The following is a 22505-nucleotide window of genomic DNA, read 5'->3' as shown; positions in this document are numbered from 1 at the left end:
CCGGGCTGCCACGCCCGCGGGTATACCGCAAAAATCCCTTCGCCCTGGCCTAAACTTTTGGCAACGTTCCGAGACCATCACCCGCCAGGCGGGAATCGATCGGCCGAGCCACGCTTCGCAGCTATGCGATTTTAGGATGGTTTTGGAGGGCCGGACGAGATACCCGATGACATAAGGCTTCAAATTCTCGGGAGGATAACAATGAACGAAGCACTCCGGCCGGAGCGGAACGTCGAACTCGGCGCCAGCAACGAGGCGTTCCAGAACCTGCACGAATTCATTCGGAAGGCGCGTTCCAACCTCAACCAGAACGCCTGGGACTACATCGTCGGCGCCGCCGAGACCGAGACCACGATGCGCCGCAACCGCATGGCGCTGGACGAGATCGCTTTCCGCCCGCGTGTGCTGCGCGACGTGCGCAAGGTGTCCGGCTCGGTCGAGCAGTTCGGTCGCAAGATGCGCTTGCCCGTGGTGCTCGCCCCCGTGGGCGCGCTGGAAATCTTCGATCCGCACGGAGCCGCTAGCGTCGCGCGCGCGGCGGGCACCTTCGGGGCGTCGCACATGTTGAGCTCGGTCTCGGAGCCCGGTCTGGAAAAGACCGCCGAAGCCGCCCCCGACGCGCTCCGCATGTACCAGCTCTATGTCCGTGGCGATGACGCATTCGTCGCCGACGTCGTCAGCCGCGCCGAGAAGGCCAACTATGCCGCCTTCTGCCTGACCGTCGACACCGCCCATTACAGCCGTCGTGAGCGTGACATTGCCAAGCGCTACGTTCGCGAGAGCCGCCTGCGCGCCACGGGCGGCGACTACCAGAAGGGGCTGGAGTGGCGGACCGTGAAGATGGTCAAGGACAAGTTCAAGATACCGCTGATCCTCAAGGGCATCGCCACCGCCGAGGACGCACAGATCGCGGTCGATCACGGCGTCGAGTGGATCTATGTCTCCAACCATGGCGGCCGCCAGCTCGATCACGGCCGCGGCGCCATGCATGTGCTGCCCGAGATCGTCGACGCAGTGAAGGGGCGCGCCAAGATCATGGTGGATGGCGGAATCTGCCGCGGCACCGACATCGTCAAGGCGATCGCGGCGGGCGCCGATCTCGTCGGCATCGGCCGGCTGCAATGCTGGGCCCTGGCGGCGGCCGGCGAAACCGGCGTGAGGCGAATGCTCGAGCTGCTCGAGGACGAGGTGCTGCGCTGCCTCGGCCTCCTCGGCGCCACCTCGTTTGCCGAGGTGAACAAGTCCTGCCTGCACCAGGCGACCGCAACCAATGCGCCGAGCGTGTTCAGCGCATTCCCGCTGTTCGACCACGAGCCCTATCGATACTGACGAGACAAGGACGCAATGACATCGCTCTCTCCCGGCAGCGCGGATGCGCTTCTGTTCGATCTCGGGCGCGTCGTGCTCGACATCGATTTCTCCAAGGCGATCGCCTGCTGGGCGGGACATGCAGGCCTCAGGCCCGAAGCCATCGTTACGCGCTATCAGCGTAACAACGAGGCCTACAGGCTGCACGAGGTCGGCAAGATCAGTGACGAGGACTATTTCCAGTCGCTGCGCTCATCGCTCGGCATCGGCATTTCGGACGCGCAATTCTTGGAAGGATGGAACGCGATCTTCGCCGGCGAGATGCCCGACATCGCGGAATTGCTGCCGCGCGCGGCGAGGCAGATGCCGCTCTATGCCTTCTCCAACACCAACCGCCCGCATGTCGACCATTTCTCGAAGGAATATGCCGATCTGCTCGGCCATTTCCGCGAGCTCTATCTGTCCTCCAGCATCGGCCTGCGCAAACCGGACGCGGAGGCCTTCGATCATGTCGTCACCGCGATGGGCGTGCCGGCCAACCGGATCGTGTTCTTCGATGACCTCGCCGAGAACGTCGAAGGCGCCCGCGCCCGCGGGCTGATGGCGGTGCATGTCACCTCGCCCCGCGACGTCGGCCTCGCACTGAAGGCGCTGGGGATCTGACCGCCGATTTCGGAACAATTTTCACCCGGCAACGGGGAACAAATCGACTCTGTACATTTTTGTACGAAGTTCCGGGAACGGAATGCCCGCTTCGGACTCTACACTCCGTTGGGAAATCTACGAACGGACGCATCATCGTGTTGGGCAAGACCTACCTCACCAAGCAGGCCTCTCTGCTGGTCAAATTCGCCAAGACTACCTCAGACTCCGAGCTTTCAGCCAAGCTGATGAGCAAGGCGGCTGATCTGAAGGCCCAGGCCGATCCGATGCCCGACAGGGATCAGGGGCCTCAAGCGCCCGACGTCAGTCCGGACAGGCAGCCGGGGACTTGAGGATGCGGGCCGTGGCTTGCATCATCCTCGTTCTTGCCATGGCCGTCCTCGTGCCGGTCTATCTCGCTGTCCGGATCATGCCCCGGCGGACCTGATGCTCTTGCCGCGGATGAGGCCGGACAAATCATCCTGCGTGACCATCGTTTTGCCTCTGCGCCTGCACTCGGCTAGAACTCTCGCCGCTGATTTGCCCGAACGGGCCTAGCCGGAGTTTTCGCCGTGGCCCTGATGCCGGTTTCTGACGCGCTCGCCGCGGTACTTGCCGGCGCGGAGCCTCTGCCTGAAGAGACGATCGCCCTCGACCAGGCCTTTCATCGCGTGCTCGCGCGCGACGTCGCGGCGCGGCGGACGCAGCCGCCGCAGGCGATGTCGGCGATGGATGGATATGCCGTCCGCGCGGCCGATGCCGCCAAGGTCGATGCGGAGCTCAACGTCATCGGCGAGGTCGCAGCCGGCCGGCCGTTTGCAGGAACCGTCGGCGCCGGCGAAGCCGTCCGGATCTTCACTGGCGGCGTCGTTCCCGACGGCGCCGACGCGGTCGTGATCCAGGAGGACACCGTCGCCAACGGCAAGCGCATCGCGATCAAGGAGGCCGCCGTCGCCGGGCGGCACATTCGCCCGGCCGGCATCGACTTCCGCGAGGGTGACGTACTCCTGCGCAAGGGCGCGCGGCTCAGCGAGCGTGACCTCGCGCTCGCTGCCGGCATGAACCACCCGGAGCTTGGCGTCCGCCGCCGTCCGAAGGTCGCGATTCTCGCCACCGGCGACGAGCTGGTGATGCCGGGCACCAAGCCCGGCCATGGCCAGATCGTCTATTCCAACGGCTACGCCCTGCATGCGCTCGCGCGCAGCGAGGGTGCCGATACCATCGACCTCGGCGTTGCCGCCGACACGCTGGCCGCCACCACCGCCGGCATCCGCCGCGCGCGCGAGACCGGCGCCGACATCCTGATCACGACCGGCGGGGCCTCGGTCGGCGACCACGACCTGGTGCAGCAGGCGCTCCGCGACGAAGGCACGTCGATGGCGTTCTGGAAGATCGCGATGCGGCCGGGCAAGCCGATGATGAACGGCCAACTCGGGGCGATGCGCGTGATCGGCCTGCCGGGCAATCCCGTGTCATCCTACGTTTGCGGCTTCCTGTTCATGGTGCCGCTGATTCGCGCGTTGTCGGGCCGTTCGGTGGTTCATCATCGCCGCGAACGCGCCGTGCTCGGCCGCGACGTCGGCGCCAATGACCAGCGCGAGGACTATCTGCGCGCCCGCCTCGATCTGCGTGATGACGGCACGCCGATCGCCCTTCCCGTCAATCACCAGGACTCCTCGCTGCTCGCGAATCTCGCTGCAGCACAGGCACTTCTCGTGCGCGCACCGTTCGCACCGAAGGCCGAAGCCGGCGCTGCTTGCGAGATCCTGCGACTGCCCGTTTGAGCGCAGCGTTCGCAACCGTTCCGCGAACTTTGTCGCGTTCACGGTAAATTAAGCAGTTGCGGAACATGTATCGAACATATAGTGTCCGTTCATGATTTGTTTCGAGCGTGTAGCAGCTTATTGCTGAATTCAGCGTCTCGGAATCGAACGACATCAACCGGGGGATTTTGGTCGAGATGTTAACGCGCAAACAATACGAGCTCCTGCGGTTCATCAGCGAGCGCCTGAAGGAGAGTGGTGTGCCGCCCTCCTTCGACGAGATGAAGGACGCGCTCGATCTGCGCTCGAAATCAGGCATCCATCGCCTGATCACGGCGCTCGAGGAGCGCGGCTTCATTCGCCGCCTGCCCAACCGCGCCCGCGCCATCGAGGTGATCAAGCTGCCCGAGCTCCAGGCCGCCGCCGGCAGCCGCCGCGGCTTCACGCCGAGCGTCATCGAGGGCAATCTCGGCAAGGTGCGCACGACCTCCAGCCCGTCCGCCGACGAGGGCGAGCGTCCCGTCGCAGTGCCCGTGATGGGCCGGATCGCGGCCGGTACGCCGATCGAGGCGTTGCAAACCCGCAGCCACACCATCAGCGTCCCGCCCGATATGCTCGGCTCGGGCGAGCATTACGCGCTCGAAGTGCGCGGCGACTCCATGGTGGAGGCCGGCATTCTCGATGGCGACATGGCGCTGATCCAGCGCAACGAAAGCGCCGACACCGGCGACATCGTGGTCGCCCTGATCGACGACGAGGAAGCGACACTGAAACGTTTCCGCCGCCGCGGCGCCTCGATTGCGCTCGAGCCGGCCAACGCAGCCTATGAGGTCCGCATCCTGCCGCCCAACCGGGTCAAGATCCAGGGCAAGCTGATCGGGCTGTACCGGAAGTATTGAGCGGGTCGCGATCAGCGACCGCCATCAACGATTGGAGCGGACGATTGTCCGCTCCGGCTGGATAGTCTTTCTGGTTTTGCACAGATTATCCGGCCCCCTCTCCAGCACTACATCCTCGGCACGCCGCAACGAAGCACACATCGCTTCGCAGGCCTTTGAGAGACCGAGGAGACCGCCATGCGCAAGATCGTATTGAGCACCATCGCGATGGCGCTGATCGCAGGATCAGCGTCGCATGCTTTGGCTGCACAGAAGCAGCACCGCGCCCGCGAGGCAACGCAGACAACAAGCGAGCAATTCCGCGATGCCCGCAACGCCGTCACGCAGCCGTCGCAACCGGGCTGGCAATATTCGGGCTGGTCGGCACCTGCTGGCCGCTGAGGCAAAGCGCTCTTCGAATGCGCGAGGGCAGGCTTTGTTCCTCGTGCATTCGAAAAAGATAATGTGATCGCGCGCTGCGGATGCGAGCCGCAGATTTGCCCACAAACAAGCATAAGATCGCAGGCTTCCACTCTGATAGGGGCCTGCGCCTCCGAGACAGAGGCGCGGGTGCTCTATCCTGATTGAGGAGCACCCGATGTGTGACTACAGCCTGCATGCCGTCGCGACGCGTCCCGCAGAAGTTGGCGAGACGATCGTCACGACAACGTTCCGCGGCACCTCGACGCGCGGCTTCGCCTCCGAAGCCGACATGTCGGTCGCAGTCTGCCTGCTGCCGGGAACGGAGCTCGCCTTCGCCGACAACGTCCGCTACGACAACCGCTGGATCTGGACGCGCACCGTAAACTCGCGCGTCGGCAAATTCGGCAAGGTCGATCCGCACATTCCCGATCGTCATCACGACGCGATCGAATTCCCCGACGGCAAATACGTGCTGGTGACGCAGCTCGTCGAAGGCCAGCGCGCAACCGTGCTGCAACTGCCCGTGACCCAGCCGCTCGGCGAGCGCGAGCACAAGCCGCAGATCATCGCCGACAGCCCCTCGACGCCCCCGCGTCTGCCGATCGGCTGACAGGTCGACCTCAGTCCTCCGCCTGAAGATCGGCCTCCGACGGCGTTGCATCCCGGACGCGCGGAGTTGCCGACCGTGGCATGAGGGTCTGTTCGAAATCTCCATCGCCGGCCGCCGCCGGCGACCAGGGGCGGTTTGCGCCCCTCGCCTTCACCGCCTGTATCGCAAAACCATCGCCACGCTGCGTCAGCGCCAGCGCTCCCTGGCGCGCGAAACGTGGCCGATCGACCACCATCGCGGCACAATCCGGCGGCGCGGGCCTTGCCGTCACCACCAGTGCCGCGCGGCTGCAATCGTCGCCCAGCGCGTCGATGCGCAGCGTCTGCGCAATCATGCGGCCGTCGGCGAGCGGCGTCACGCAGCCGGACTCGTCGCACGACACGCCGTCACCGAGCGACGCACTGGCGGCATCGCGCGGGTCGGCGTCCGCAGCCAACCACTCCTTCAGCAGGAAGTTGTCCTTGTTGGTCCTCATCAGATGCAGCTGCCCGTCTCTGCCCCGCACCGCGATGCTCTGGCCGTCACCGGCGATGAGGATGTCGGGTTGCCGGACCGACAGACCCCAGAGGGTTGCCGCCAAGAGCACGAAGGCGCCCGACCAACGCAGCGGGGTGCGCAGCAGGCCCATCAGGACGAGGCCGAGGCTTGCGGCGATCAACGGCGCCATACCAAAGGCCGGGAGGCGCCCGATCGCGCCCGGCAGTGCCGCCACCCACCGTGTGACCGCGATCATCCAGTCGATGCCAATCCCCATCAGCCACCAGAATACGCCGTCGAGCCCGAAGGGAGCCGCGAGCAATCCCAGCAGTCCGGCCGGCATCACCAGCGCCGACACCACCGGCATCGCGCCGAGATTGGCGAGCACGCCGTAGGGCGTGACGCGGTGGAAATGGAAGGCGGCATAGGGCGTGGTCGCAAGCCCCGCGATCATCGAGGCCATGAACAGCATCGCGATCTCGCGGCCGCCCCACAGCGCGATGCGCGCGGTGGTGGAATGATCGGGCGAGGCAAACAGGTTTGGCATGCCGACCTGCACCAGCGCGACGAGCCCAAGCGTTGCCGCAAACGACATCTGGAATGTGGAATGCGGATTCCGGCTTCTCTTGTTAGATCAAGAGTTTAACCTGCCTCCCGGATCTTGTTCCGGGACTTTTTCCGGGACTTCGCGAGCCGCTCGACCGCTTCCGCGACGTCCTCATCCAGCACATGCGCGTATCTCAGGGTACTTTTGATGTCCCGGTGATTGAGCGCCTTTTGCACCAGCTTCAGGTTACCGCTGTCGCGCAACAGCTTGGTCCCGAAATCGTGCCGGAAGTCATGAAACCGGAAATCAGCCACGCCGGAGGTGGTGCGCAGGCGCTGCCAGGCGGTTTTAGCGCCAGTGTAGGTCAAAGGGTAGCGCTGGCCCCTCACCCGCTCTAGGCGCTTGTTGCCGTAGACCGCCACATAGGTGAACACGTACTTTTGATGCTGGCCCTGCAATGGAAACAGTATCTCCCAGACCGCCGGAGTGATCGGGAACACCACGCGTCGGCCGCCCTTGCCGGTTCGGACAATTTGCCTGGTGCCGAAATCCACCTCCGCCCACCGCAGCGTCACGCATTCCTTCAGTCGCATGCCGCTGGCCCGCACAAAGTCGAAGAACGGCTCGTAGTCGGCGCGCATCGCCTCATCGAACGCGTCAGCCTCCTCGATCTTTAGTTCACGGACACGCTCCACCGGCTCGGACAGCAATAGCTTGTCCCATTCGGGCTCATTTTCAAACTCTACCTTCTCGGCCTTGGCGAACGTGAATATCCGCTGCAGCACCTTAGTCGCCGACCTGTTGACGGTGGCGTTCGAGACCAACGGCAGGTCCTGTTCCTGCTCCTTGGTCCGCTTGCCGCGCCGCGAGACGCGATGCCCTCGCCGCCATGCAACCATGTCCTTGGCGGCTTTGTGATCGATGTCGGTTAGTTGCTTCGACTTGCCGAAATACTCGATCAGGCGCGCCAGGTTGGTCTCGGTGGCTTTCGGCTCCGAGTCGTATTGAGCGCTGTAGCTCCAGAGCCGGGCAGCGACGTCATCGATGGCCAGCGACGCCTTCGCCCGCGCCGTTGCCTTCACCAGCGCTTTGGCCTTCTCTAGCTCTGCAGCCTCGAACCTTTCAGCATCGCGTCGCGTCGTGCATTTCGTGCTGCCAGAAAACCGGTTACCGGCGTGCTGGAAATCGTACTGATAGTAGGGCGAACGCTTGTCCCGATAAACCGACATGGCACATCCCTCCCGCGCCGCCGATCGATGAAGTCGTTTAGATCTGCCTCAGTGAACCGCCGCCGTGGCCGCTTCTTGCCGAGCCCGACGTTGATGTATCCGATCGCACCATCGCTAACGAGGGCGCGGAGATGATCTTCGGTGATGTTAAGCAGCAAGGCCGCCTGCTCTGGCGTGAGCAAGCGGTTGTTATCGTTTGCTGGATTGGGCAAGAGCGCGCCCCTTAAATAGACTGCTATGCAAACCTCGCCGGGTGTACCCGACGCACGCGGCGAAATAGCGCCATCGCCAAGTGTATATCGAGCCGGCGCGGTGATCCTAGTCGAAAACCGTATTTTTCTTCCGGCGATGGCGAAAAAGTCCGCGCTCTTGTGGCGCCCACTGGCCCTCGATTAGAAACCAGTAGTTCGCTGGCGAATTGGCCGTCATGGGTGAGTCCTTCGGCACAACATTCACCGTCGTTGAAGTAACGATTGACGACGGTAAGATGCAGATTTGGCTTGCGCTCGCGAAGCCCAGCCAAGCGTTGACATTGGTCCTTGCCGCCGCCCAGGAAGGCTCGACGGCGGAATTAATGAATGTCCCGCGGACTCCCGAGCGGCAGAAAATATTTGAGGACCTTAATCTCGCGCCGGGGGATGTCCACAGGTTGGACTAGAGCCTCCCTAGGTCAACTTACGCCGTTCGCGCTCGGCGTCGTTCGTCGCCTTGAGTCGGTCTGCAATGTAGTCGGAGATTTCGCCAATCTCAGCCTGCAAGTCGGCTTCCGAGATACCCTGCCCCTTGGCAGCCTCGACTAGGCGCTGGGTGAGTTCCGCCACATCCTGCGACGCGCCGGCAGTCCGGTACTGCTCGACAGCGTGGATGCTGTTCTCGACCCAGAAATCGACAAACTCGCGAGCCTTGCTCACTGTACTCCCCTGACGCAGCCCTTAGAGCGTTAGCTCCGGGCGGCAAATTGAGCAAGCAAAGCGCCCCACCCTTGCGGATGAGGCGCGGCGGCGGCGTTATGAGTTGCTACTGACGAGCGCCCAACGCAATGATCTCGTCGTCCGAGGCCCGCGTCGACCACATCGCGCGCGCGTATTCGATCCGAAGATTGCCGTCAGGGTCGTGCAGGGCGGCCCATTCGTGGAAATTGCTCACCGAGGACTCCCCGACAAGCCAATGAAGACCGCCGTTCCGGACAATGGGATCGCAGCCTTGGGCGCGCAGGCCCGAAAAGTACGTGTATGCGCAAAATTGCGTGGACGGATCGATTTTGATGGTGGCGGTAGCGCCAAGATTAGTCATTGGTATTAATTCCCTACCCCGTCCCGCGACCATTCACAGGACATACTTTCGTGGTATCATGATTCCATGAAAAAGACAACGGTTGATCGCAGCAATCCACAGAAGCGACCCACGGTCACCGGAGATCCGGTTATGGTCCGTATCCAGCCCGACATGGCTAAAGAGTTGGACGATTGGCGCCGCAAGCAGGACGATCTGCCAGGCCGACCGGAAGCCATTCGTAGGCTCGTGGAGCTGGGATTGAAGGCGAAGAAATGAGAAGCGAGATCGATTGATGGCCGCCCGTTTAGGCGTTGTTCTTTATTGGCTCGGGAACATCATGGCCGTTCTGGCAATTCTTGCCGGTGGGACTGTCACCGCAATCATGATCAGGACTGGCAATACGAACGATATCAACGCTGCACCCTACGTGGGAGCCGGAATAGCCATCACTGGGTTGATCCCCTACCTTCTGGGACGCGCCTGCCGATACGTTCTCGCAGGCCGATTCTAAGCCGGGCCGCCCGCGCCCTCACCACACCACGAGCCACAATGGACGAAAGTTGGCGGGTAATTCTTGCGATCAGCACCACCGCTGTCGTGGCGGGCGGTGCCTATTTCGCCATTCGATTTATCATCGGGCTTCACCTCTAGTAGCACCCGTATTTTTCCCAGTGTGTGATTTCGAAACGTGCACTTTCGCACCACAACCAGACTGGTGTAGCTTTCACGTCAGCGGCGGCCGACTCTGGACCGGGCACTTCTCAAGTCCGTGACCCGGAGGCGATACCCGTCGTCCCACGCTGGTGACGTCAGAGTGACTCCGACTATCCGCCCATGCGAGTGATTCAAGTGGGCACCCAGAAGAGACGTGGGACTACTGGAAGCGGTACGTAACGCGGAAAGTGGGCCGATGCGAGCACATGAACGGCGGTACTGAACCGTTCCGATGGCGGCCAACTCCTCAACCTTCATGGGTCGAGGCGCGCCCGGTCCGGAGGGCTGGCTGTGAAAAAGCCAACACACCGAGTCGATGTTCGCGTGAACGTGAATGTTGCTGGTTGCCTTTGGGCAATCGTCGCAATTATTCATTGTTTCATTTGAGCGGGCGGGAGGCTTCGGCCTCCCGTTTCTCAAAGTGCATTACTTCTCCAGGTTCGAATACCTGGCCCCCATCAGCGAATCTAATAGTTGCCCAACCCTGCACCCGCGCCCTACAGTTGCCGAGGGTCTGAGGGGGAATTCAAGCATCAGGGAGAAGCGCGAATGTTCTTTGCTCAAGAGGGTTTTACGTATCGAAACTTCTTGATGGACATGATTGCGATTTTCGCATTTGTGCTCTGGTTCTGGCTGCTCATTGTCATTTACGGAGACATCTTCAGGCGCCACGACATCTCCGGTTGGGGAAAGGCGCTGTGGGTTATTGCGCTGGTTCTATTCTCTTACCTCGGCATCTTAGCCTACGTGATCACCCAAGGGAGAAGCATGGCTGAGCGAAATGCTCAGCGGGCTCAGCAGGCGCGCGATGAATTGCGTAGTATCGTTGGCTTTAGCGTCGCCGATGAAATTACAAAACTCGATCAACTAAAAAGGTCTGGATCAATAACCGAGGTGGAGTACGATCGTCTTCGTGCCAAGCTGATCTAAACAACCGCCCCTTTTCCGTCGCAGATGACGGCGCCGTGCCGGCTTGCATCACGCCGCAGCGATCGGCTCAGCGATGGAGGCGCTTTGGATCGGCGGCGCGACGTTCTTCGGACTCGGCACGATAATGGAAGACAAGTAGAAACAACGAAACAACCGACGAGCCATCGGTCGAGAAATCGAAATGGCGGCAAGCCGATCTAAAGTGTGTCCCGAAAAAATTACGCCGCTGGGCTCGAAATACGATGTCCCTGCGGCGCTCTATGGCTGGCCCCTGAAATCCTCCAGCCGCTACGATCTAGCAGTCATCGCGGCGTACATGTGTGAACCACTTCACAATTGGCGCCCCGTAGAACCACGGCGCCTCGCGCGAAAGTAGAGTTGCTCAGCCCCTACCCTCGCCCTATGGTCGAGGGGGGCTCGGGGGATTCCAATGGGGCTGTTTTCGCGCAAAGAGAAGTGGGAGCGCACGTTTCGGCTGAGAAGCCATCAGAGTTCTGGGCGCAGCATACTAAGCGTCCTGTTTTGGCTCTGGGGCATCGTCGGACTGTTGTTCAACGCCGGCACGCTCTTCGGTCTCACAGGCAGTATCGGCATTGGGACCTCAGCTTATCTGACGGCAACCTGCCTGGTTTGGATCGGCGGCATGGTGTTGTTCGGAATTGGCGCCCTGCTCGCTCACGCTGACTTTGACGGTGAGCGGCCGAGCGGAGAAGATTACGGCGACGTTCGAGTTAGTCGGTAGAAAATATGGCGGCACCGCAAGCAAGACATTGGAAAAACGAAAATCTAGGGCTGCCATAATGGACAATGGCGATATCGACAAGGGCGCTTTGACGCCGGATGGAAAGAAGAAAGCGGCTCGACTTGCATTAAGTGCAATCAGCGGCGCGATTCCCTTCGTCGGTGGATTACTCTCGGCTGGGGCGGGATACTGGTCCGAACAGGACTCAGAGCACGTCACTAATGTGCTTCGCCAGTGGATCCAGATGCTAGAGGACGAGCTGAGAGAGAAAGGCAAAACGATTGCCGAGGTGATTGCGCGCATCGACATGCACGACGAGAAGGTCAAGCAGCGCATCGAGTCACCCGAATATCAGGCCCTGTTGAAGAAGGCATTCCGCAATTGGTCTTCGGTAGATACCGAGTATAAACGTCAACGACTTCGGAATATCCTTGCAAACGCTGCCGCTGCGCAGACCGCCTCGGACGACGTAGTTCGACTCTTTATCGACTGGACTAATATTTACACTGACTTCCATTTCCAGGTGATCGCGGAGATATATCGGAATCCTGGCATTACGCGTGGTGCGATGTGGGACAATCTCGATAAGCCGCAGGTCAGAGAGGACTCCGCGGAGGCCGATCTTTTCAAGATGTTGATCCGCGATTTGACGCTCGGAAGCGTCATTCGTCAGCATCGACAGACGGACTACGCCGGAAATTTTCTCCGCAAGAGACGCCCAGCAAAAGATCCGCCGCAGGACAGTCGCCCACCACAGCGAAGTCTGCATTTGATGAAACCGAGCCCTATGAGCTGACCGATTTGGGACGTCAATTCGTCCATTATGCAATGAACGAAATCACCGCCAAGATCGAATTTAAGGAGTTCGGCGATTAAGCTGAGCTAGGGCGAACAGACACGGGGGCAAGCAGCCTATGAATTACACAATGATCCTGGCGTCCTGCATCGCAATTCTGCTCGGTCCTAAAATAGCCGTTGCGTATCCAGTTCAAGGTTTGGGCGCCACCAGTTGCGCGGAATTCGCGAAGATGTATCAAAGCGATCCAAAGAACATGGAGCTCTATTTTTTTACATGGGCTCAGGGCTACATGTCCGGCCTCAATATGGGACTGCTGGCGAACAAACAGGAAGCAAAAGAATTGGGAGCCGAAACCAATGACCAAGCCTTAGCGCTTAGGACTTATTGCGCTGACAACCCCCTAAAAACCTATATGGATGCAGTACTAAACCTTTGGAAAACGCTTCGACCCTTCAGTCAAAACACCAAAGGAGCGAAGTGACTGATTTTGTTGTAATGCATCTGCAGCCTGACGATTTGACTGCGGTTGACGACTGGATAGCTGGGGCAGGACAAGTCTCCACTCGCACGGAACATATTCGGACGCTAATCCGTCTGGGGTCGCGGCGACTGCAATGAAGGTTGATAGGAAGTGGAGACGAAAATGGACGCGGGTCTGACAGCGGCCGTATTCGGTTTAGTCGGCGCACTAATAGGATCCGCTTCCTCGGTGGCCACGATAATCGTGCAATCGAAGCTAAAGGACCGGAGGGACCGATCCAAACAGCTATTGGATCTATCGCTCGCGGAATTCGGTCACCACTTAGACCTAGCGAAGTCGAATGGCGGAGGAGCGATTCTTCCAATCTCGGCCTACATTTACAACAATCACCTGATCCTCAAAGCACTTGAGGACGGCTCATTTGGCCCAGAAACCCTGGCTGAAATCGCCCAAAAGGGTGACGAGGTGATAAGGGCCATAAACGAAACGGAGACCAAACGCGGTAGGCCTGGAGTGGCTCATCCATGAAGATCGCCATCTTATCCCGCAGACGTTGCCGGCATGTATGCCGCGACGCTCATGGAACGAGGCCACGAGATCACCATCGGCCCTTTCGGGCACGCTCCTACAGCGGTGACCAGCATGATTGAGGACGGGATTGAGGCGTCCTCATCTTGACTGATAACGATGAGAACTTGGAGGAGATTGCTGCGCGCTTCACTCGGGCGACAGGCCGCCCTATTTGGCGCAATCTGACTGAGATCCCGCGGTGATGGGGCTGCGCCAAAGGGAGAACATTGATCGGGCATGAATAATCAGCGACGTGCAAAACTCGTGGACGCCGGACCGTCAAGTTCGGGCTTCATTCATTCGACACGGGAAAACCGTGATCTTCCCGCACGACAGAAAATTGAGGAGACAATCGTAAATCTGGCGACGGCGTTAGAATACAAGACTGTTCTGCGAGCGAGCTTGCAAGATGGAACGACCATGTATTGTGTCGACGGCACATTTCATCGGGGAGCCAACGCGATCCTTGAACTGTCGAGATTGATCACCGCCAGGTCGAATTAAAGAAACGGCATGCGCCTAGAAGCGCCGTCTCATCTGACACAACGCTAAGATTCTAATTCGCCGAAACAACTGTTGAATTGACCGACCCCCTTGCGATCAACTGGACCATGACCGCAAGCCCCAGCGGCTGGCTCGCCGCTCGACCTCGCCTAGGAACCCATCCCCGGCTTGGTCCTCTTAAGGTTGACCGGTGAGGTTAACTGCATCGACCGTTTGTCTATCCGTCGCGCTCCCGATATGCCTGCTCCGAAGGCCGATCGAAATGCTCGATGAAACCCGGAAGACTTATACGACGACGTCGCCTGATGAGAGCCGACGGATTGGAGACTACCTACCCAGGCCGCCTTCCTGGCCGTGGCTGCCGCAGCAATGATTGCATGGATCGCCACTATTGGCTGGGCCATCTGGCGGTTGATAACCTGGTTGTTTTGACGAAGATGGTGCTCTCTGCCATGGCAGAATTTGATGGCCTTTCCGATCACTTCATTTTGCGGATGTATGAGTTCATCCGTCACGAGGTGCACGCCGACACCACGATGGGCACCCGTCTGGTTGGTCTTGCAGCAAGGCAGCGTGCGGACCGGCTGCTTCAGGAGATCGATCGCCGAGGTCTCTTCTGCAGACCGATCGATTGGCCAAGCCTAGCCGAGTCCCCAACGCAGCCCTGCGAAGGGAACTAAACTTAGTCATACGCACGGTGCTATCAGCGGTGATGAAGATAATCTTGTTAGTGGCTTTCATCGTCGCGAGCTGGTCCACGGCGTCTGCGGAGACAGGTGCTCCGGATTCTCCGAAGGAGCCATCGTCCGTGCACGATCAAGTAAAGGCGGCTAGGGCCAAAGAGAAAGCGGACGATGTTCGTGGGTCGAAAGAACGATGGTGGGATCGCGACGCCGAAGGGAAGCGGCCTTGGGACAAGCCCACGAGCGCATCGGAAGGGCTTCCAAAACAATAGCGCGTGCCGTTGCCCTGAAGCGTGAACCGCTACTCCCTGGAGGAATGAACCGCCGCGGTTTGGACGTACTTCGGTGCGACAGGTAGTGGCTTCCTCTACAGGAGGCCTTCATGAAGATCATTTCTCAGCTAGCCATAGCCGTCACACTGCTCATTCACACCGATGCGTTTGTCATGGTTCGCGATGCCTCAATCAATCATGATCTTGGTGGCGTTCGGGAGCAATTCAAAGCAATGCTCCGATCACACGAGGGCCAAGCGACAGACCGCGCGAATGCAGCTGCGGCCACCCACGATGCAGAGGTCCTTCATTAAGCGCGTTGCCGCTCTGCAAGAGGCTCGATACCGCCGGCGGCTGGTTGCGCAACCTATCGACTTATCAGACGTGAATTGCTTGCGCCGTGACCGCTGATCTCAATCATCGCAGCCAGCCCCGCGGCCAAAGTTCGATTTGCCGCTGCGCTTAGATGCGTGCTGTCTGTCCACTTGGACGTCACGTCCTTGAGCAGACCCGCGGTCTCAACAATTCGCGTGTCCTCTTGTTTCGCCACTTGCCTAACGATACGCTGACAATCTTCCAGCCTTACGTCGAGATCTAGGTCCTCCAAAGGCGGCGGCGTCAACAGAACGACTTGGGACCCGGCGCTTTTCCGTCGGAGCACTAGTTCACGCATGTTTGCCTCGAAGGAAAGCGGGTCGACAATTCCCTCCGCGCGGTGACCAAAGTTTCCGAAATCATTGGTCCCGTACATGATGAAGGCGATCGATGCGGGGGGCGCCTCCGCCCATCTCTTGATCCCATCAACGCTTCGGTCACCCGGAAACCATGCGCAACCGACGAAGAGGCTGCCGCGGAGCAAACGCGGAGCGCTTGGTAGCTCTCCGCGCTCTTCCCACCTCAGTAAAGCATGGTCTGCATGGGCGTCGGATCGCGGCCACGAATCTGCGGTTGTAACTGAAAAGTTTGGAACCTCAGGCGGTATACCTTCATTAGCATTTTGCCATGCACCCCCGCGGATGCTGGCAGACGGCCCCGGCAAACCTCCGGCTCCCAGCCCCGCCGGGGCGGTCTCTGCATGCCAGAGAAGCGTGATGAGTTGCAAAGTGTGTGGAGACAGCGGCTGGGTCTGCAGAACCCACCCCGATCGCCCGTGGGATGGACCTCTCGCCTGCGATTGCGATGGCCCCGGTGCACCCTGCCATCGCTGCAACGTGCCGGTTGACGGCCAGGCACCGCGCCGTCCCCGGTTCTTTCGCATCGAATTCGAGAAGGACGACGGCTGGCGACACTGACGGTGGCTGCGCCACTCGGGCGGGTGGTTCGCGCCTTGTTTTCGGGCTCAATCAAACGTTGAACCTTCGCGCGTTCTGTTCACACCTATGAGTACCGGGGGTCCTGATGTGCAGCTGTTCAGCTCGGCAAGGCCCCATCCTGGCCCCTATAGTGCATGCCAACGCGGGAGCCGACCATGCTTCGCATGATTGTATTGGCGGGCCTGTTGCTAAGCCCAATCGGATCGCAGGCTTTCGCCCAAAACTGCGGACAGCTTCCTGCAGGACCGGCACGGCTTGATTGTGCCATGAAAAATCCTGCCTTTGCCGCCAAGCGCGAGCGCTGCGAGGATGAGGGTCGAAAGATGGGACTCAATAATCAAAGGAGCGGAAGCGCTGGCGGACTGCGGCCGTACGTGGCGGCCTGCGTGAAACGATAGCTCTCAGCGGTGCCTTCCTCAACGAAATAGTAATCGTTAATTAATCTATGTTTAGGCGGGAACCGCTGCACCCGATATAGCTTCGGTTTACCGGGGCTGGTGCATATTTCCTTAAGTTTTTTTCACCCGGTTCTTTTGACCATGCGCGGGCCGCAGCGATTGAACCTCCGCTGCGGCCTTCGTCGTTTGGCGCGCATCAAGCCAGCATCCGCCTCGCCTCGGTATCCCTCATCGGCACCGTTTGCGCTGGGGAGCATCGCACCGCGCTCCATCACCCACCCCCGTCGCCTGCATTCGCTGCGCGCTGGTCATGGCCCTTCCCTGCGCGCCTATGGCTTTTGCGTGCTGAGCCAACACAGTCTGGATGCGCGGTACCGTACCGATATCTGCTCCAGCAGCGTTGATGTTGTACTAGATTAGGAACGGCCGAGACAGCTAGCCCGTTATCGTGAAGTCTCCAAAAGGAAGGAAAACGATAATGGATCGAGAGCACGTGAAAGGCGCCGCTGACAAGGCAAAGGGCGCAATCAAGGAAGGCGCTGGTAAACTCACTGGTGACAAGAGCCTGGAAGCCGAAGGCAAGATGGATAAGGCCAAAGGCTCCGCGCATAACGCCGCGGGCGACGTCAAGGATGCAGTCCGCGATGCGGCGGATGCCGCAAAGAAGTAATACCGGAACGACCAAGAACTAGCCGCCTTCGGGCGGCTTTTTTGCCGCTCTGCTTGCTAGTGGCGCTATGCGTTGCGCTACTTCTGGTGGGGACGTTGTTCGCTTCGATTCTCATGCGGTGATCGATCGATAAGTCGGGAACGATCTAACCTGTCGCCCGTTATCTCTAATGGTGAAAACTTCTGACAAATTTCGAGAGAATGCCGAAAATTGCGTGCAACTCGCCGAAGGGGCGACCAATGCGCAGGCAGCCATCCGTTACCGGCGTATGACGCGAGCGTGGTCCGACTTGGCGTCCGAACAAGATTGGCTCGACGGATATCCGCCACAAACTCATCGGTCTGGCGACCCAGAACAAACCGAGCGAGCCAGTGAGTTGGCTGGACCCGCGCTGGATGGTTTGCGGCCCTCCCCTAACAACTAAGGAGTGCCGATTTGGCCAAGAAAAAAACGACTTCTCGTCGCGAGTGGACTTCTGCGGATGTCAAGGAATTGAAAACGCATTCCAAGGCGCGCACGCCGGTTGCGAAGATCTCGAAGATAACCAAGCGAACCGAAGGCGCGCTACGTCAGAAGGCCATCGTGTTGGGTATCGGCCTGGGCCATCAGCGCTAGTACGTATCCCAAGGCCTTTCAATAGAGACCGCCTTCTGGCGGTCTTTTTGTTTGGCGTCCACTTTGCCTGAGAGAGTGGACCGAAGCCCTCGCAGCCAGTATTTAGACTGCGATGCTAGGCAAATCGATCATTCTGGCGGCTTGGTGCGCCCTTGGACTTATTGTCTTTGTGACACTTTCACCGATTGGCCTGCGTCCTGAAACAGGATCGGTCGGGCTGGAGCGCTTCGCTGCTTACGCTTTGCTCGGCGCACTCTTCGTGGGTGCTTATCCTCAGCATTTCGCCAAGGTCATGCTCTTCATAATCGCGGTTTCCATTTCACTTGAGCTTTTACAGCACCTAACCCCCGATCGGCATGGGCACCTTGCCGACGCCTTGGAAAAGATCAGCGGCGGATTAGCAGGCTGCAGCCTCATTCGGCTCACTCAGGCGTTTTGCGCCCGCTCCCGAGGCTAACGACGCTCCTGGTGCGGGCGGTGTGGTTTTGCAGCAGCGCCCTCAACTCCAGCACGTCCGACACCGTCTCGCGGTCGCAGCCGATCAGACTTCGCGGGCGGGCATCCAGCGGGCAACTCGGCTGCATTATTGTGAAACACAACCTCTAATACCCCATATTTTGAATTGTGGATGCGCGAACTTTGGGCCAAATCCGGTGCGCGATGGCGGATTGATTTAGAGCCATCGAACACCCCTACCCCGGTCACCCCAATGGCTCAGTTGACGGCAGGCGACGCCTAACTTCGGAAACGCGATCGACGTATTCACTCGGTCCACGTACAATGATGATGAACTGCAGGTCGTCGGGTTCGCCGCAAACGCCGACCACATCACACGAATTCCAAGTCTGGCGGCCTCGTCCATCCCTAGCGGCGAACTCAGCAGCATAGCGGTCAATCGAAATCACGCGGCAACCTTCCGCAGCTGCACGGCCTCACCGTCATTTGACGCGACGAATTCGAAGCCATCGCCGGCAGAAGGCCGAACGACTCCCGCCTCGCGCAGTGCCTTGCGTGTGATCGCGTGCGCAACGCCATGAGCATCAACCAGCCATAGCCGGCCTAGGCCAGTGTCGCCGACGATGCGCTGAAGTGTTCCAAATTTCATGGTCACTTGATGATTCCCCGCCTGCGCTGTGCCATCTCGATACGGCGCTTTGCAGCTTGGTTGTTGTCAGATGCTCGGCTGAGCCGCGCTGAGGTGTCCCGGCCGAAGGCGCCCCACAAAACGACGCTGACCTCGTAGAGCCTGGCCCGAGTTATCAACCGCCGAGGCAGTCCACCGGAATCCTCCCACTCCTCGATCTCGGGAGAAAACGAAACCGACATTTCATTTACGGTTTCGCTTCCGACCATCGCAATCGCCTCCTGCCCAAGCGGAGAGTCAGTGTTCGGTGTGATGGCGAAATAGAGACCCGCGTTGTCAGAGCGAAGCTTCAAGGTGCCGTTGCCGACGCGGGCCAGTGGCCTGCTTGGATCGTGTGCCCACAACGCTGCAACGTCGGGATTTTCGGCAAGATGCGAATCGAAGGCGCCGCGGGCGAAGCGTTCCTCCCAGGCGCCTGCGATGATCGCGGGCCGGTTCCACGAGATTGCATAACCTGAGATAGTGTCAGCCACGCTGAGCCGCTCGCAATCGTTTTTCGCGTTTCGCTTGCATCAATTTGCGCGCGATCACAGCTGGCGAGTCCGAGCATTCAGAATGCCGGCTTTCGCCAGGCAACTTGACACTGCGACGGACTGGCTTCCTGTCCGCGGCGTCGGAGGTACGTTCTGATCCTTTAGACATTATGCGCCTCCGCGACTTCCTTGAGAAAATGGAAAACCTTGCCCTCGCGCCGATCGCCCATGAAGAACGGATGGACTGGCTTCAGATAGGCTAGATTCACATCTTCGCGCTCGATCGCGGCGATCAACTCGTCGTGCGATTGGCGGGCCGCTTCCAAGGCGCGCGCAGCATCACACACTACACCGAGGCGCTTCTGATATTCCTGACGCACCGCGTCACAAACGGCCTTGGACGCGCCGTTACGCGCTTCATCGAGGCGCTTTCGGATCACAACCAGTGCCGTCTCCACATCGGTGATTTCACCGAGGACCTCGCCGCGTCGTTTCCTAAGGTGTGGCGCGGCCCCCTCATCGTCACCAAGGAGGCGCGACACACCAGCAGAGTACGGCGACTTCGGCTGTTCGGCGATGTTCTTTTCAAGTTCACCACGTTCGCTGTGCAACTTGGACAGCATCGCACTCAAGTCGCTTTGCCGTTGCAACAGCGCAGCATAGGCTGCATCGGATTCCCCGAGGGTCGGGACGCGAAATTCCTCGACGTCTTTCTTCTTCAAACTTGCCATTTTAGAAAAGATCCTTAATCAAATTTACAAAAGCCTCGCCCTTCACAACACCCGCAACGCGGTGCGGCGCCTGCTGATGCGTTGCGAGCGCGCCCGGCAAAACGAACCGAGTTACCGTACCTTCCGGAGTGTGCGCTGAGAGCTCGCGCCAACCATGGACGAATTCGAAGCGATAGCCGCGAACGTCGTCGACGGCATCGGCAGAGCCACCGACAGCTACCTCCGACTTCACTTCCAGATATTCGAGCGCCGAGCGCGGAATGCTGTCGGGTGCGTCGGTCGACAGCACGGCGCCGCCCGGACTCATACCGGAGTAGGCGCGTGCGTGGTCCACAGCCTTATGCAGTTTCGGTGCTGACATTAGCGTTGCCAGCAAAAGGCATACGTCTCGCTGGTCCAATTCAGGCGCGATGCCAGGGGCGCCGACTGGCAGAATTCCAGCCTCTTGCAGTCTCCGGCTGATGCCGTTAGTGCGGCTTCGTGGGAAACCGATATGTGTCTCGATTGCGTCTAGCACGCGAGTGAGCGTGGCCATGGTGGCCGCTCTCCTTTCAGAATTAAGTGTTGCGATTGCTGGGGGAAAAAATAAGCCCCAGCGGCGGACCACTGCAAAAATGCCGGAGGCCTCTCTGTGGCCTCTGAAGAAATACCGATTGGCGACCGGGTTTAGGGACCGACCTTAAGCAGCCATCGGCAAAACATTTTCACTGACAAGCGCGCGGAGCGCTGCGAACGCCTCACTAATCAGGAAAATACCGCGACGCTCGGCATGTTTGCCGTGATATCCGCGGCTTTCGCCAATCTCGCGCGCCGTGGCATCGCCTATTGCCAGATCAAGGATGTCGGCATGCGCACCCAAAGCGGCTCGCAAGATTGCTTCATCTGCTTCCCGCGCCTGCACGCTTCGGCGAAACACTCCAACGGTGCGCCGCTACGGCCCGTCGAATGAGTAGTGCCAGCGTGGAAATCAACGCCGCGAGCGAATGGCGCGTCGGTCCACACCAAGAAGCGCATATCCCTGGCCGGCGGCTTCTGCCGGCTGCCCTTTGGCTCCCCGAGGCGCTCGATCGGCTTCAGTGGCTTGCCGCCTCCGAAAGTGCCCCATTGCACTAGCTGGCCGCGGCGGAACACTAGCGGGCCAATGCGGGCGGTATCGCCCTGTCGCACCACAACCGGATCAATCACCGGTTGGACGTCAAAGCGCTGACCGCCTCGCACTACGCAATAAACCGATACACGCCTTGCCGGGGCGGATTCCCATGCGCGCCGCAGATCCTCCACGCGCGGTCGAATCTCAAGGTCGAGCTCGGTGGTGGAGAACCCGGTGTTCGCGGGCTCATCACCCTCGTCGACGATGATTTCCGGTTCGGCATAGACATCCGCAGCCGGCGCACACTGCAAATCCCTCCAGAACTTCCAGAGGTGCACCACGTCGGGCGCCGTGCGGCCAAGGCGCTCCAATTGCGGCAGCGCCAGAGCTGGCTCGGGCTTGCGCTGCTCTCGCTGTACGAAGGCGCGCCTGGCCGCTAGATCGGCGAAGGATGCAGCGGTGGTCAGGCCGTTGTCATTGGCGGGCGTGGGCTGCCAAGCGGCCAAGGATTCACGGTAGTCGTGGTGTTGTGCGGGCATTGGCGTCCTCTATCGTGACGTGTTGTCGGTCGCGGCAATAAGCTCAGCGCGAATTGCTAAAACCTTTGGCACGGACTCCAGCCAGCATTGGCCGCCGACCCTACGAGTATCGTCCTCTCTGACGTCGAGCGGCGACGCCTCGCAAAGCGCAAGGTGCAGCGCCTTGTGGAGCGCCTTCCATGTGTCCAGATATTCGCGGCGACAACCGCCAGCGTCCTCCCACACGTCATAACCAGGACTCAGCTGCAGGGCGCTGGCGTGGGAGAAAAGTTCAACAGCCTCATCGCTGATCTGAAATTTGCGTTGCTTATCCTTCCGACGCTTAATGGGCATTAGCGGCTCTCATGTTCGAATTGAGCGCGGGCGGCCGTGGCGTGCTGGTCGGTGGAGCGCAGTCGAGATCCAGTTCGCGTACTAGCCGAGCGAACGCAGTCCGGCTATCGCGCTCGATCGCCACCTCTGGCCTGGCACGCGGCGAGCCGAAACGGTCAACGAAGGTCATGCCGTCGCTTTGAATCACAGCGCGTGCGGCCTGGGCGCTGTCCCACGCCTCCGCGGCAAGCTGGAGCAATCGCAAGTGGTGCGGCTCTAAGTCGTATTCCTCGACCACGGCGCGCCACCAGGCTTTCGTGCCGGCCTTGAGGTGCGCTGGCGCAGGTGGATTTGGTTTAGTCATTTGGTCTCC

Annotated in this window: 30 protein-coding genes and 2 pseudogenes; 19 read left to right on the top strand and 13 right to left on the bottom strand. The window is 60.1% G+C overall.

Annotated elements, in window-relative coordinates; translation table 11 throughout:
• Positions 1-201: 201 nt before the first annotated feature.
• The 7 genes from K3F49_RS27295 (at position 202) to K3F49_RS27265 (ending at position 5624) form a co-directional block, all read left to right on the top strand.
• Complete coding sequence (locus K3F49_RS27295; protein WP_234684000.1) at positions 202-1329, top strand: alpha-hydroxy acid oxidase; 1128 nt, start codon at positions 202-204, stop codon at positions 1327-1329.
• A gap of 15 nt (positions 1330-1344) precedes the next feature.
• Positions 1345-1971, top strand: a complete 627-nt coding sequence (locus tag K3F49_RS27290; protein ID WP_234683999.1) for an HAD family hydrolase — start codon at positions 1345-1347, stop codon at positions 1969-1971.
• A 137-nt stretch (positions 1972-2108) separates the two neighbouring features.
• Entirely contained in the window at positions 2109-2303 is a 195-nt protein-coding gene (locus K3F49_RS27285; RefSeq protein WP_234683998.1) for a hypothetical protein, read from the top strand.
• A 219-nt stretch (positions 2304-2522) separates the two neighbouring features.
• Positions 2523-3734, top strand: coding sequence for a molybdopterin molybdotransferase MoeA (locus K3F49_RS27280; protein ID WP_234683997.1), 1212 nt, complete (start codon positions 2523-2525; stop codon positions 3732-3734).
• A gap of 176 nt (positions 3735-3910) precedes the next feature.
• Entirely contained in the window at positions 3911-4612 is a 702-nt protein-coding gene (gene lexA, locus K3F49_RS27275; protein ID WP_129271649.1) for a transcriptional repressor LexA, read from the top strand.
• Positions 4613-4789: 177 nt separating this feature from the next.
• Positions 4790-4993 (top strand): hypothetical protein, encoded by a 204-nt coding sequence (locus K3F49_RS27270; RefSeq protein WP_234683996.1) that lies wholly within the window; start codon positions 4790-4792, stop codon positions 4991-4993.
• 196 nt (positions 4994-5189) lie between these two features.
• Entirely contained in the window at positions 5190-5624 is a 435-nt protein-coding gene (locus tag K3F49_RS27265; protein ID WP_234683995.1) for a hypothetical protein, read from the top strand.
• A gap of 10 nt (positions 5625-5634) precedes the next feature.
• Here K3F49_RS27265 and K3F49_RS27260 read toward each other — a convergent pair.
• From K3F49_RS27260 to K3F49_RS39705, 3 genes and pseudogenes are all read right to left on the bottom strand, one after another.
• Positions 5635-6711: pseudogene (locus K3F49_RS27260) on the bottom strand (ComEC/Rec2 family competence protein); the annotation flags it as partial.
• A 32-nt stretch (positions 6712-6743) separates the two neighbouring features.
• The gene (locus K3F49_RS27255) at positions 6744-7877 is read right to left on the bottom strand and encodes a tyrosine-type recombinase/integrase (protein WP_234683994.1); all 1134 of its coding nucleotides are present in this window, start codon (positions 7875-7877) and stop codon (positions 6744-6746) included.
• A 26-nt stretch (positions 7878-7903) separates the two neighbouring features.
• Positions 7904-8059 (bottom strand): annotated as a pseudogene (locus tag K3F49_RS39705) (helix-turn-helix domain-containing protein); the annotation flags it as partial.
• Positions 8060-8304: 245 nt separating this feature from the next.
• On the opposite strand from K3F49_RS39705, the gene K3F49_RS27250 reads away from it, so the two are divergent.
• On the top strand, positions 8305-8535 hold the full coding sequence (locus tag K3F49_RS27250) for a hypothetical protein (protein WP_234683993.1): 231 nt from the start codon (positions 8305-8307) through the stop codon (positions 8533-8535).
• A 7-nt stretch (positions 8536-8542) separates the two neighbouring features.
• On the opposite strand, the gene K3F49_RS27245 is transcribed toward K3F49_RS27250, so the two are convergent.
• Positions 8543-8788, bottom strand: coding sequence for a hypothetical protein (locus K3F49_RS27245; protein ID WP_234683992.1), 246 nt, complete (start codon positions 8786-8788; stop codon positions 8543-8545).
• 106 nt (positions 8789-8894) lie between these two features.
• Entirely contained in the window at positions 8895-9170 is a 276-nt protein-coding gene (locus K3F49_RS27240) for a hypothetical protein (protein WP_234683991.1), read from the bottom strand.
• Positions 9171-9236: 66 nt separating this feature from the next.
• Between K3F49_RS27240 and K3F49_RS27235 the strand changes: the two genes are divergently transcribed.
• From K3F49_RS27235 to K3F49_RS27200, 8 genes are all read left to right on the top strand, one after another.
• Positions 9237-9428, top strand: coding sequence for a hypothetical protein (locus K3F49_RS27235; protein WP_234683990.1), 192 nt, complete (start codon positions 9237-9239; stop codon positions 9426-9428).
• 987 nt (positions 9429-10415) lie between these two features.
• Positions 10416-10796 (top strand): SHOCT domain-containing protein, encoded by a 381-nt coding sequence (locus K3F49_RS27230; RefSeq protein ID WP_234683989.1) that lies wholly within the window; start codon positions 10416-10418, stop codon positions 10794-10796.
• 430 nt (positions 10797-11226) lie between these two features.
• Positions 11227-11538 (top strand): hypothetical protein, encoded by a 312-nt coding sequence (locus tag K3F49_RS27225; protein WP_234683988.1) that lies wholly within the window; start codon positions 11227-11229, stop codon positions 11536-11538.
• Between the two features lie 58 nt (positions 11539-11596).
• Positions 11597-12334, top strand: a complete 738-nt coding sequence (locus K3F49_RS27220) for a hypothetical protein (RefSeq protein WP_234683987.1) — start codon at positions 11597-11599, stop codon at positions 12332-12334.
• 130 nt (positions 12335-12464) lie between these two features.
• Complete coding sequence (locus K3F49_RS27215) at positions 12465-12818, top strand: hypothetical protein (protein WP_234683986.1); 354 nt, start codon at positions 12465-12467, stop codon at positions 12816-12818.
• Positions 12819-12980: 162 nt separating this feature from the next.
• A complete protein-coding gene (locus K3F49_RS27210) occupies positions 12981-13346 on the top strand; it encodes a hypothetical protein (RefSeq protein WP_234683985.1) in 366 nt (121 codons plus the stop codon).
• 923 nt (positions 13347-14269) lie between these two features.
• Positions 14270-14572, top strand: coding sequence for a hypothetical protein (locus K3F49_RS27205; protein WP_234683984.1), 303 nt, complete (start codon positions 14270-14272; stop codon positions 14570-14572).
• Between the two features lie 385 nt (positions 14573-14957).
• Positions 14958-15161, top strand: coding sequence for a hypothetical protein (locus K3F49_RS27200; protein WP_234683983.1), 204 nt, complete (start codon positions 14958-14960; stop codon positions 15159-15161).
• A gap of 53 nt (positions 15162-15214) precedes the next feature.
• Here K3F49_RS27200 and K3F49_RS39700 read toward each other — a convergent pair whose 3' ends face one another.
• Positions 15215-16105, bottom strand: a complete 891-nt coding sequence (locus K3F49_RS39700) for an SGNH/GDSL hydrolase family protein (RefSeq protein WP_452101125.1) — start codon at positions 16103-16105, stop codon at positions 15215-15217.
• A gap of 931 nt (positions 16106-17036) precedes the next feature.
• Between K3F49_RS39700 and K3F49_RS27195 the strand changes: the two genes are divergently transcribed.
• From K3F49_RS27195 to K3F49_RS27185, 3 genes are all read left to right on the top strand, one after another.
• A complete protein-coding gene (locus K3F49_RS27195; RefSeq protein WP_234683982.1) occupies positions 17037-17228 on the top strand; it encodes a CsbD family protein in 192 nt (63 codons plus the stop codon).
• A gap of 435 nt (positions 17229-17663) precedes the next feature.
• Positions 17664-17843 carry a hypothetical protein gene (locus K3F49_RS27190; protein ID WP_234683981.1) on the top strand — a complete coding sequence of 60 codons (180 nt, stop codon included), beginning with the start codon at positions 17664-17666 and terminating at the stop codon, positions 17841-17843.
• A gap of 112 nt (positions 17844-17955) precedes the next feature.
• The gene (locus K3F49_RS27185; protein ID WP_234683980.1) at positions 17956-18300 is read left to right on the top strand and encodes a VanZ family protein; all 345 of its coding nucleotides are present in this window, start codon (positions 17956-17958) and stop codon (positions 18298-18300) included.
• A gap of 444 nt (positions 18301-18744) precedes the next feature.
• Here K3F49_RS27185 and K3F49_RS27180 read toward each other — a convergent pair whose 3' ends face one another.
• The 7 genes from K3F49_RS27180 to K3F49_RS27150 all read right to left on the bottom strand — a co-directional run bounded on the left by K3F49_RS27180 (position 18745) and on the right by K3F49_RS27150 (position 22496).
• A complete protein-coding gene (locus K3F49_RS27180) occupies positions 18745-18954 on the bottom strand; it encodes a hypothetical protein (protein ID WP_234683979.1) in 210 nt (69 codons plus the stop codon).
• Complete coding sequence (locus K3F49_RS27175; RefSeq protein WP_234683978.1) at positions 18951-19460, bottom strand: HK97 family phage prohead protease; 510 nt, start codon at positions 19458-19460, stop codon at positions 18951-18953. Before K3F49_RS27175 ends, K3F49_RS27180 begins: the two co-directional genes overlap by 4 nt.
• A 161-nt stretch (positions 19461-19621) precedes the next feature.
• Complete coding sequence (locus K3F49_RS27170; RefSeq protein WP_234683977.1) at positions 19622-20191, bottom strand: hypothetical protein; 570 nt, start codon at positions 20189-20191, stop codon at positions 19622-19624.
• A gap of 1 nt (position 20192) precedes the next feature.
• Positions 20193-20726 (bottom strand): hypothetical protein, encoded by a 534-nt coding sequence (locus tag K3F49_RS27165; protein WP_234683976.1) that lies wholly within the window; start codon positions 20724-20726, stop codon positions 20193-20195.
• 287 nt (positions 20727-21013) lie between these two features.
• Complete coding sequence (locus tag K3F49_RS27160) at positions 21014-21820, bottom strand: hypothetical protein (protein WP_234683975.1); 807 nt, start codon at positions 21818-21820, stop codon at positions 21014-21016.
• A gap of 9 nt (positions 21821-21829) precedes the next feature.
• A complete protein-coding gene (locus K3F49_RS27155) occupies positions 21830-22153 on the bottom strand; it encodes a hypothetical protein (RefSeq protein WP_234683974.1) in 324 nt (107 codons plus the stop codon).
• Positions 22143-22496: a P27 family phage terminase small subunit gene (locus tag K3F49_RS27150; RefSeq protein ID WP_234683973.1), complete on the bottom strand. Its 354-nt coding sequence runs from the start codon at positions 22494-22496 to the stop codon at positions 22143-22145. Before K3F49_RS27150 ends, K3F49_RS27155 begins: the two co-directional genes overlap by 11 nt.
• Positions 22497-22505 lie beyond the last annotated feature (9 nt).

The organism is Bradyrhizobium monzae (assembly GCF_021458635.1).
Classification (GTDB): domain Bacteria; phylum Pseudomonadota; class Alphaproteobacteria; order Rhizobiales; family Xanthobacteraceae; genus Bradyrhizobium.
The sequence above is the reverse complement of the archived record's forward strand: the minus strand, read 5'-3'. Positions and strand labels throughout refer to the sequence as shown.

Coding starts and splice junctions, on each gene's coding strand:
- K3F49_RS27295 (WP_234684000.1), top strand. CDS start 202: ATGAACGAAGCACTCCGGCCGGAGCGGAACGTCGAACTCGGCGCCAGC.
- K3F49_RS27290 (WP_234683999.1), top strand. CDS start 1,345: ATGACATCGCTCTCTCCCGGCAGCGCGGATGCGCTTCTGTTCGATCTC.
- lexA (WP_129271649.1), top strand. CDS start 3,911: ATGTTAACGCGCAAACAATACGAGCTCCTGCGGTTCATCAGCGAGCGC.
- K3F49_RS27270 (WP_234683996.1), top strand. CDS start 4,790: ATGCGCAAGATCGTATTGAGCACCATCGCGATGGCGCTGATCGCAGGA.
- K3F49_RS27265 (WP_234683995.1), top strand. CDS start 5,190: ATGTGTGACTACAGCCTGCATGCCGTCGCGACGCGTCCCGCAGAAGTT.
- K3F49_RS27255 (WP_234683994.1), bottom strand. CDS start 7,877: ATGTCGGTTTATCGGGACAAGCGTTCGCCCTACTATCAGTACGATTTC.
- K3F49_RS27250 (WP_234683993.1), top strand. CDS start 8,305: ATGGGTGAGTCCTTCGGCACAACATTCACCGTCGTTGAAGTAACGATT.
- K3F49_RS27240 (WP_234683991.1), bottom strand. CDS start 9,170: ATGACTAATCTTGGCGCTACCGCCACCATCAAAATCGATCCGTCCACG.
- K3F49_RS27235 (WP_234683990.1), top strand. CDS start 9,237: ATGAAAAAGACAACGGTTGATCGCAGCAATCCACAGAAGCGACCCACG.
- K3F49_RS27230 (WP_234683989.1), top strand. CDS start 10,416: ATGTTCTTTGCTCAAGAGGGTTTTACGTATCGAAACTTCTTGATGGAC.
- K3F49_RS27225 (WP_234683988.1), top strand. CDS start 11,227: ATGGGGCTGTTTTCGCGCAAAGAGAAGTGGGAGCGCACGTTTCGGCTG.
- K3F49_RS27220 (WP_234683987.1), top strand. CDS start 11,597: ATGGACAATGGCGATATCGACAAGGGCGCTTTGACGCCGGATGGAAAG.
- K3F49_RS27215 (WP_234683986.1), top strand. CDS start 12,465: ATGATCCTGGCGTCCTGCATCGCAATTCTGCTCGGTCCTAAAATAGCC.
- K3F49_RS27210 (WP_234683985.1), top strand. CDS start 12,981: ATGGACGCGGGTCTGACAGCGGCCGTATTCGGTTTAGTCGGCGCACTA.
- K3F49_RS27205 (WP_234683984.1), top strand. CDS start 14,270: ATGGATCGCCACTATTGGCTGGGCCATCTGGCGGTTGATAACCTGGTT.
- K3F49_RS27200 (WP_234683983.1), top strand. CDS start 14,958: ATGAAGATCATTTCTCAGCTAGCCATAGCCGTCACACTGCTCATTCAC.
- K3F49_RS39700 (WP_452101125.1), bottom strand. CDS start 16,105: ATGCGAAAGAACCGGGGACGGCGCGGTGCCTGGCCGTCAACCGGCACG.
- K3F49_RS27195 (WP_234683982.1), top strand. CDS start 17,037: ATGGATCGAGAGCACGTGAAAGGCGCCGCTGACAAGGCAAAGGGCGCA.
- K3F49_RS27185 (WP_234683980.1), top strand. CDS start 17,956: ATGCTAGGCAAATCGATCATTCTGGCGGCTTGGTGCGCCCTTGGACTT.
- K3F49_RS27170 (WP_234683977.1), bottom strand. CDS start 20,191: ATGGCAAGTTTGAAGAAGAAAGACGTCGAGGAATTTCGCGTCCCGACC.
- K3F49_RS27165 (WP_234683976.1), bottom strand. CDS start 20,726: ATGGCCACGCTCACTCGCGTGCTAGACGCAATCGAGACACATATCGGT.
- K3F49_RS27160 (WP_234683975.1), bottom strand. CDS start 21,820: ATGCCCGCACAACACCACGACTACCGTGAATCCTTGGCCGCTTGGCAG.
- K3F49_RS27155 (WP_234683974.1), bottom strand. CDS start 22,153: ATGCCCATTAAGCGTCGGAAGGATAAGCAACGCAAATTTCAGATCAGC.
- K3F49_RS27150 (WP_234683973.1), bottom strand. CDS start 22,496: ATGACTAAACCAAATCCACCTGCGCCAGCGCACCTCAAGGCCGGCACG.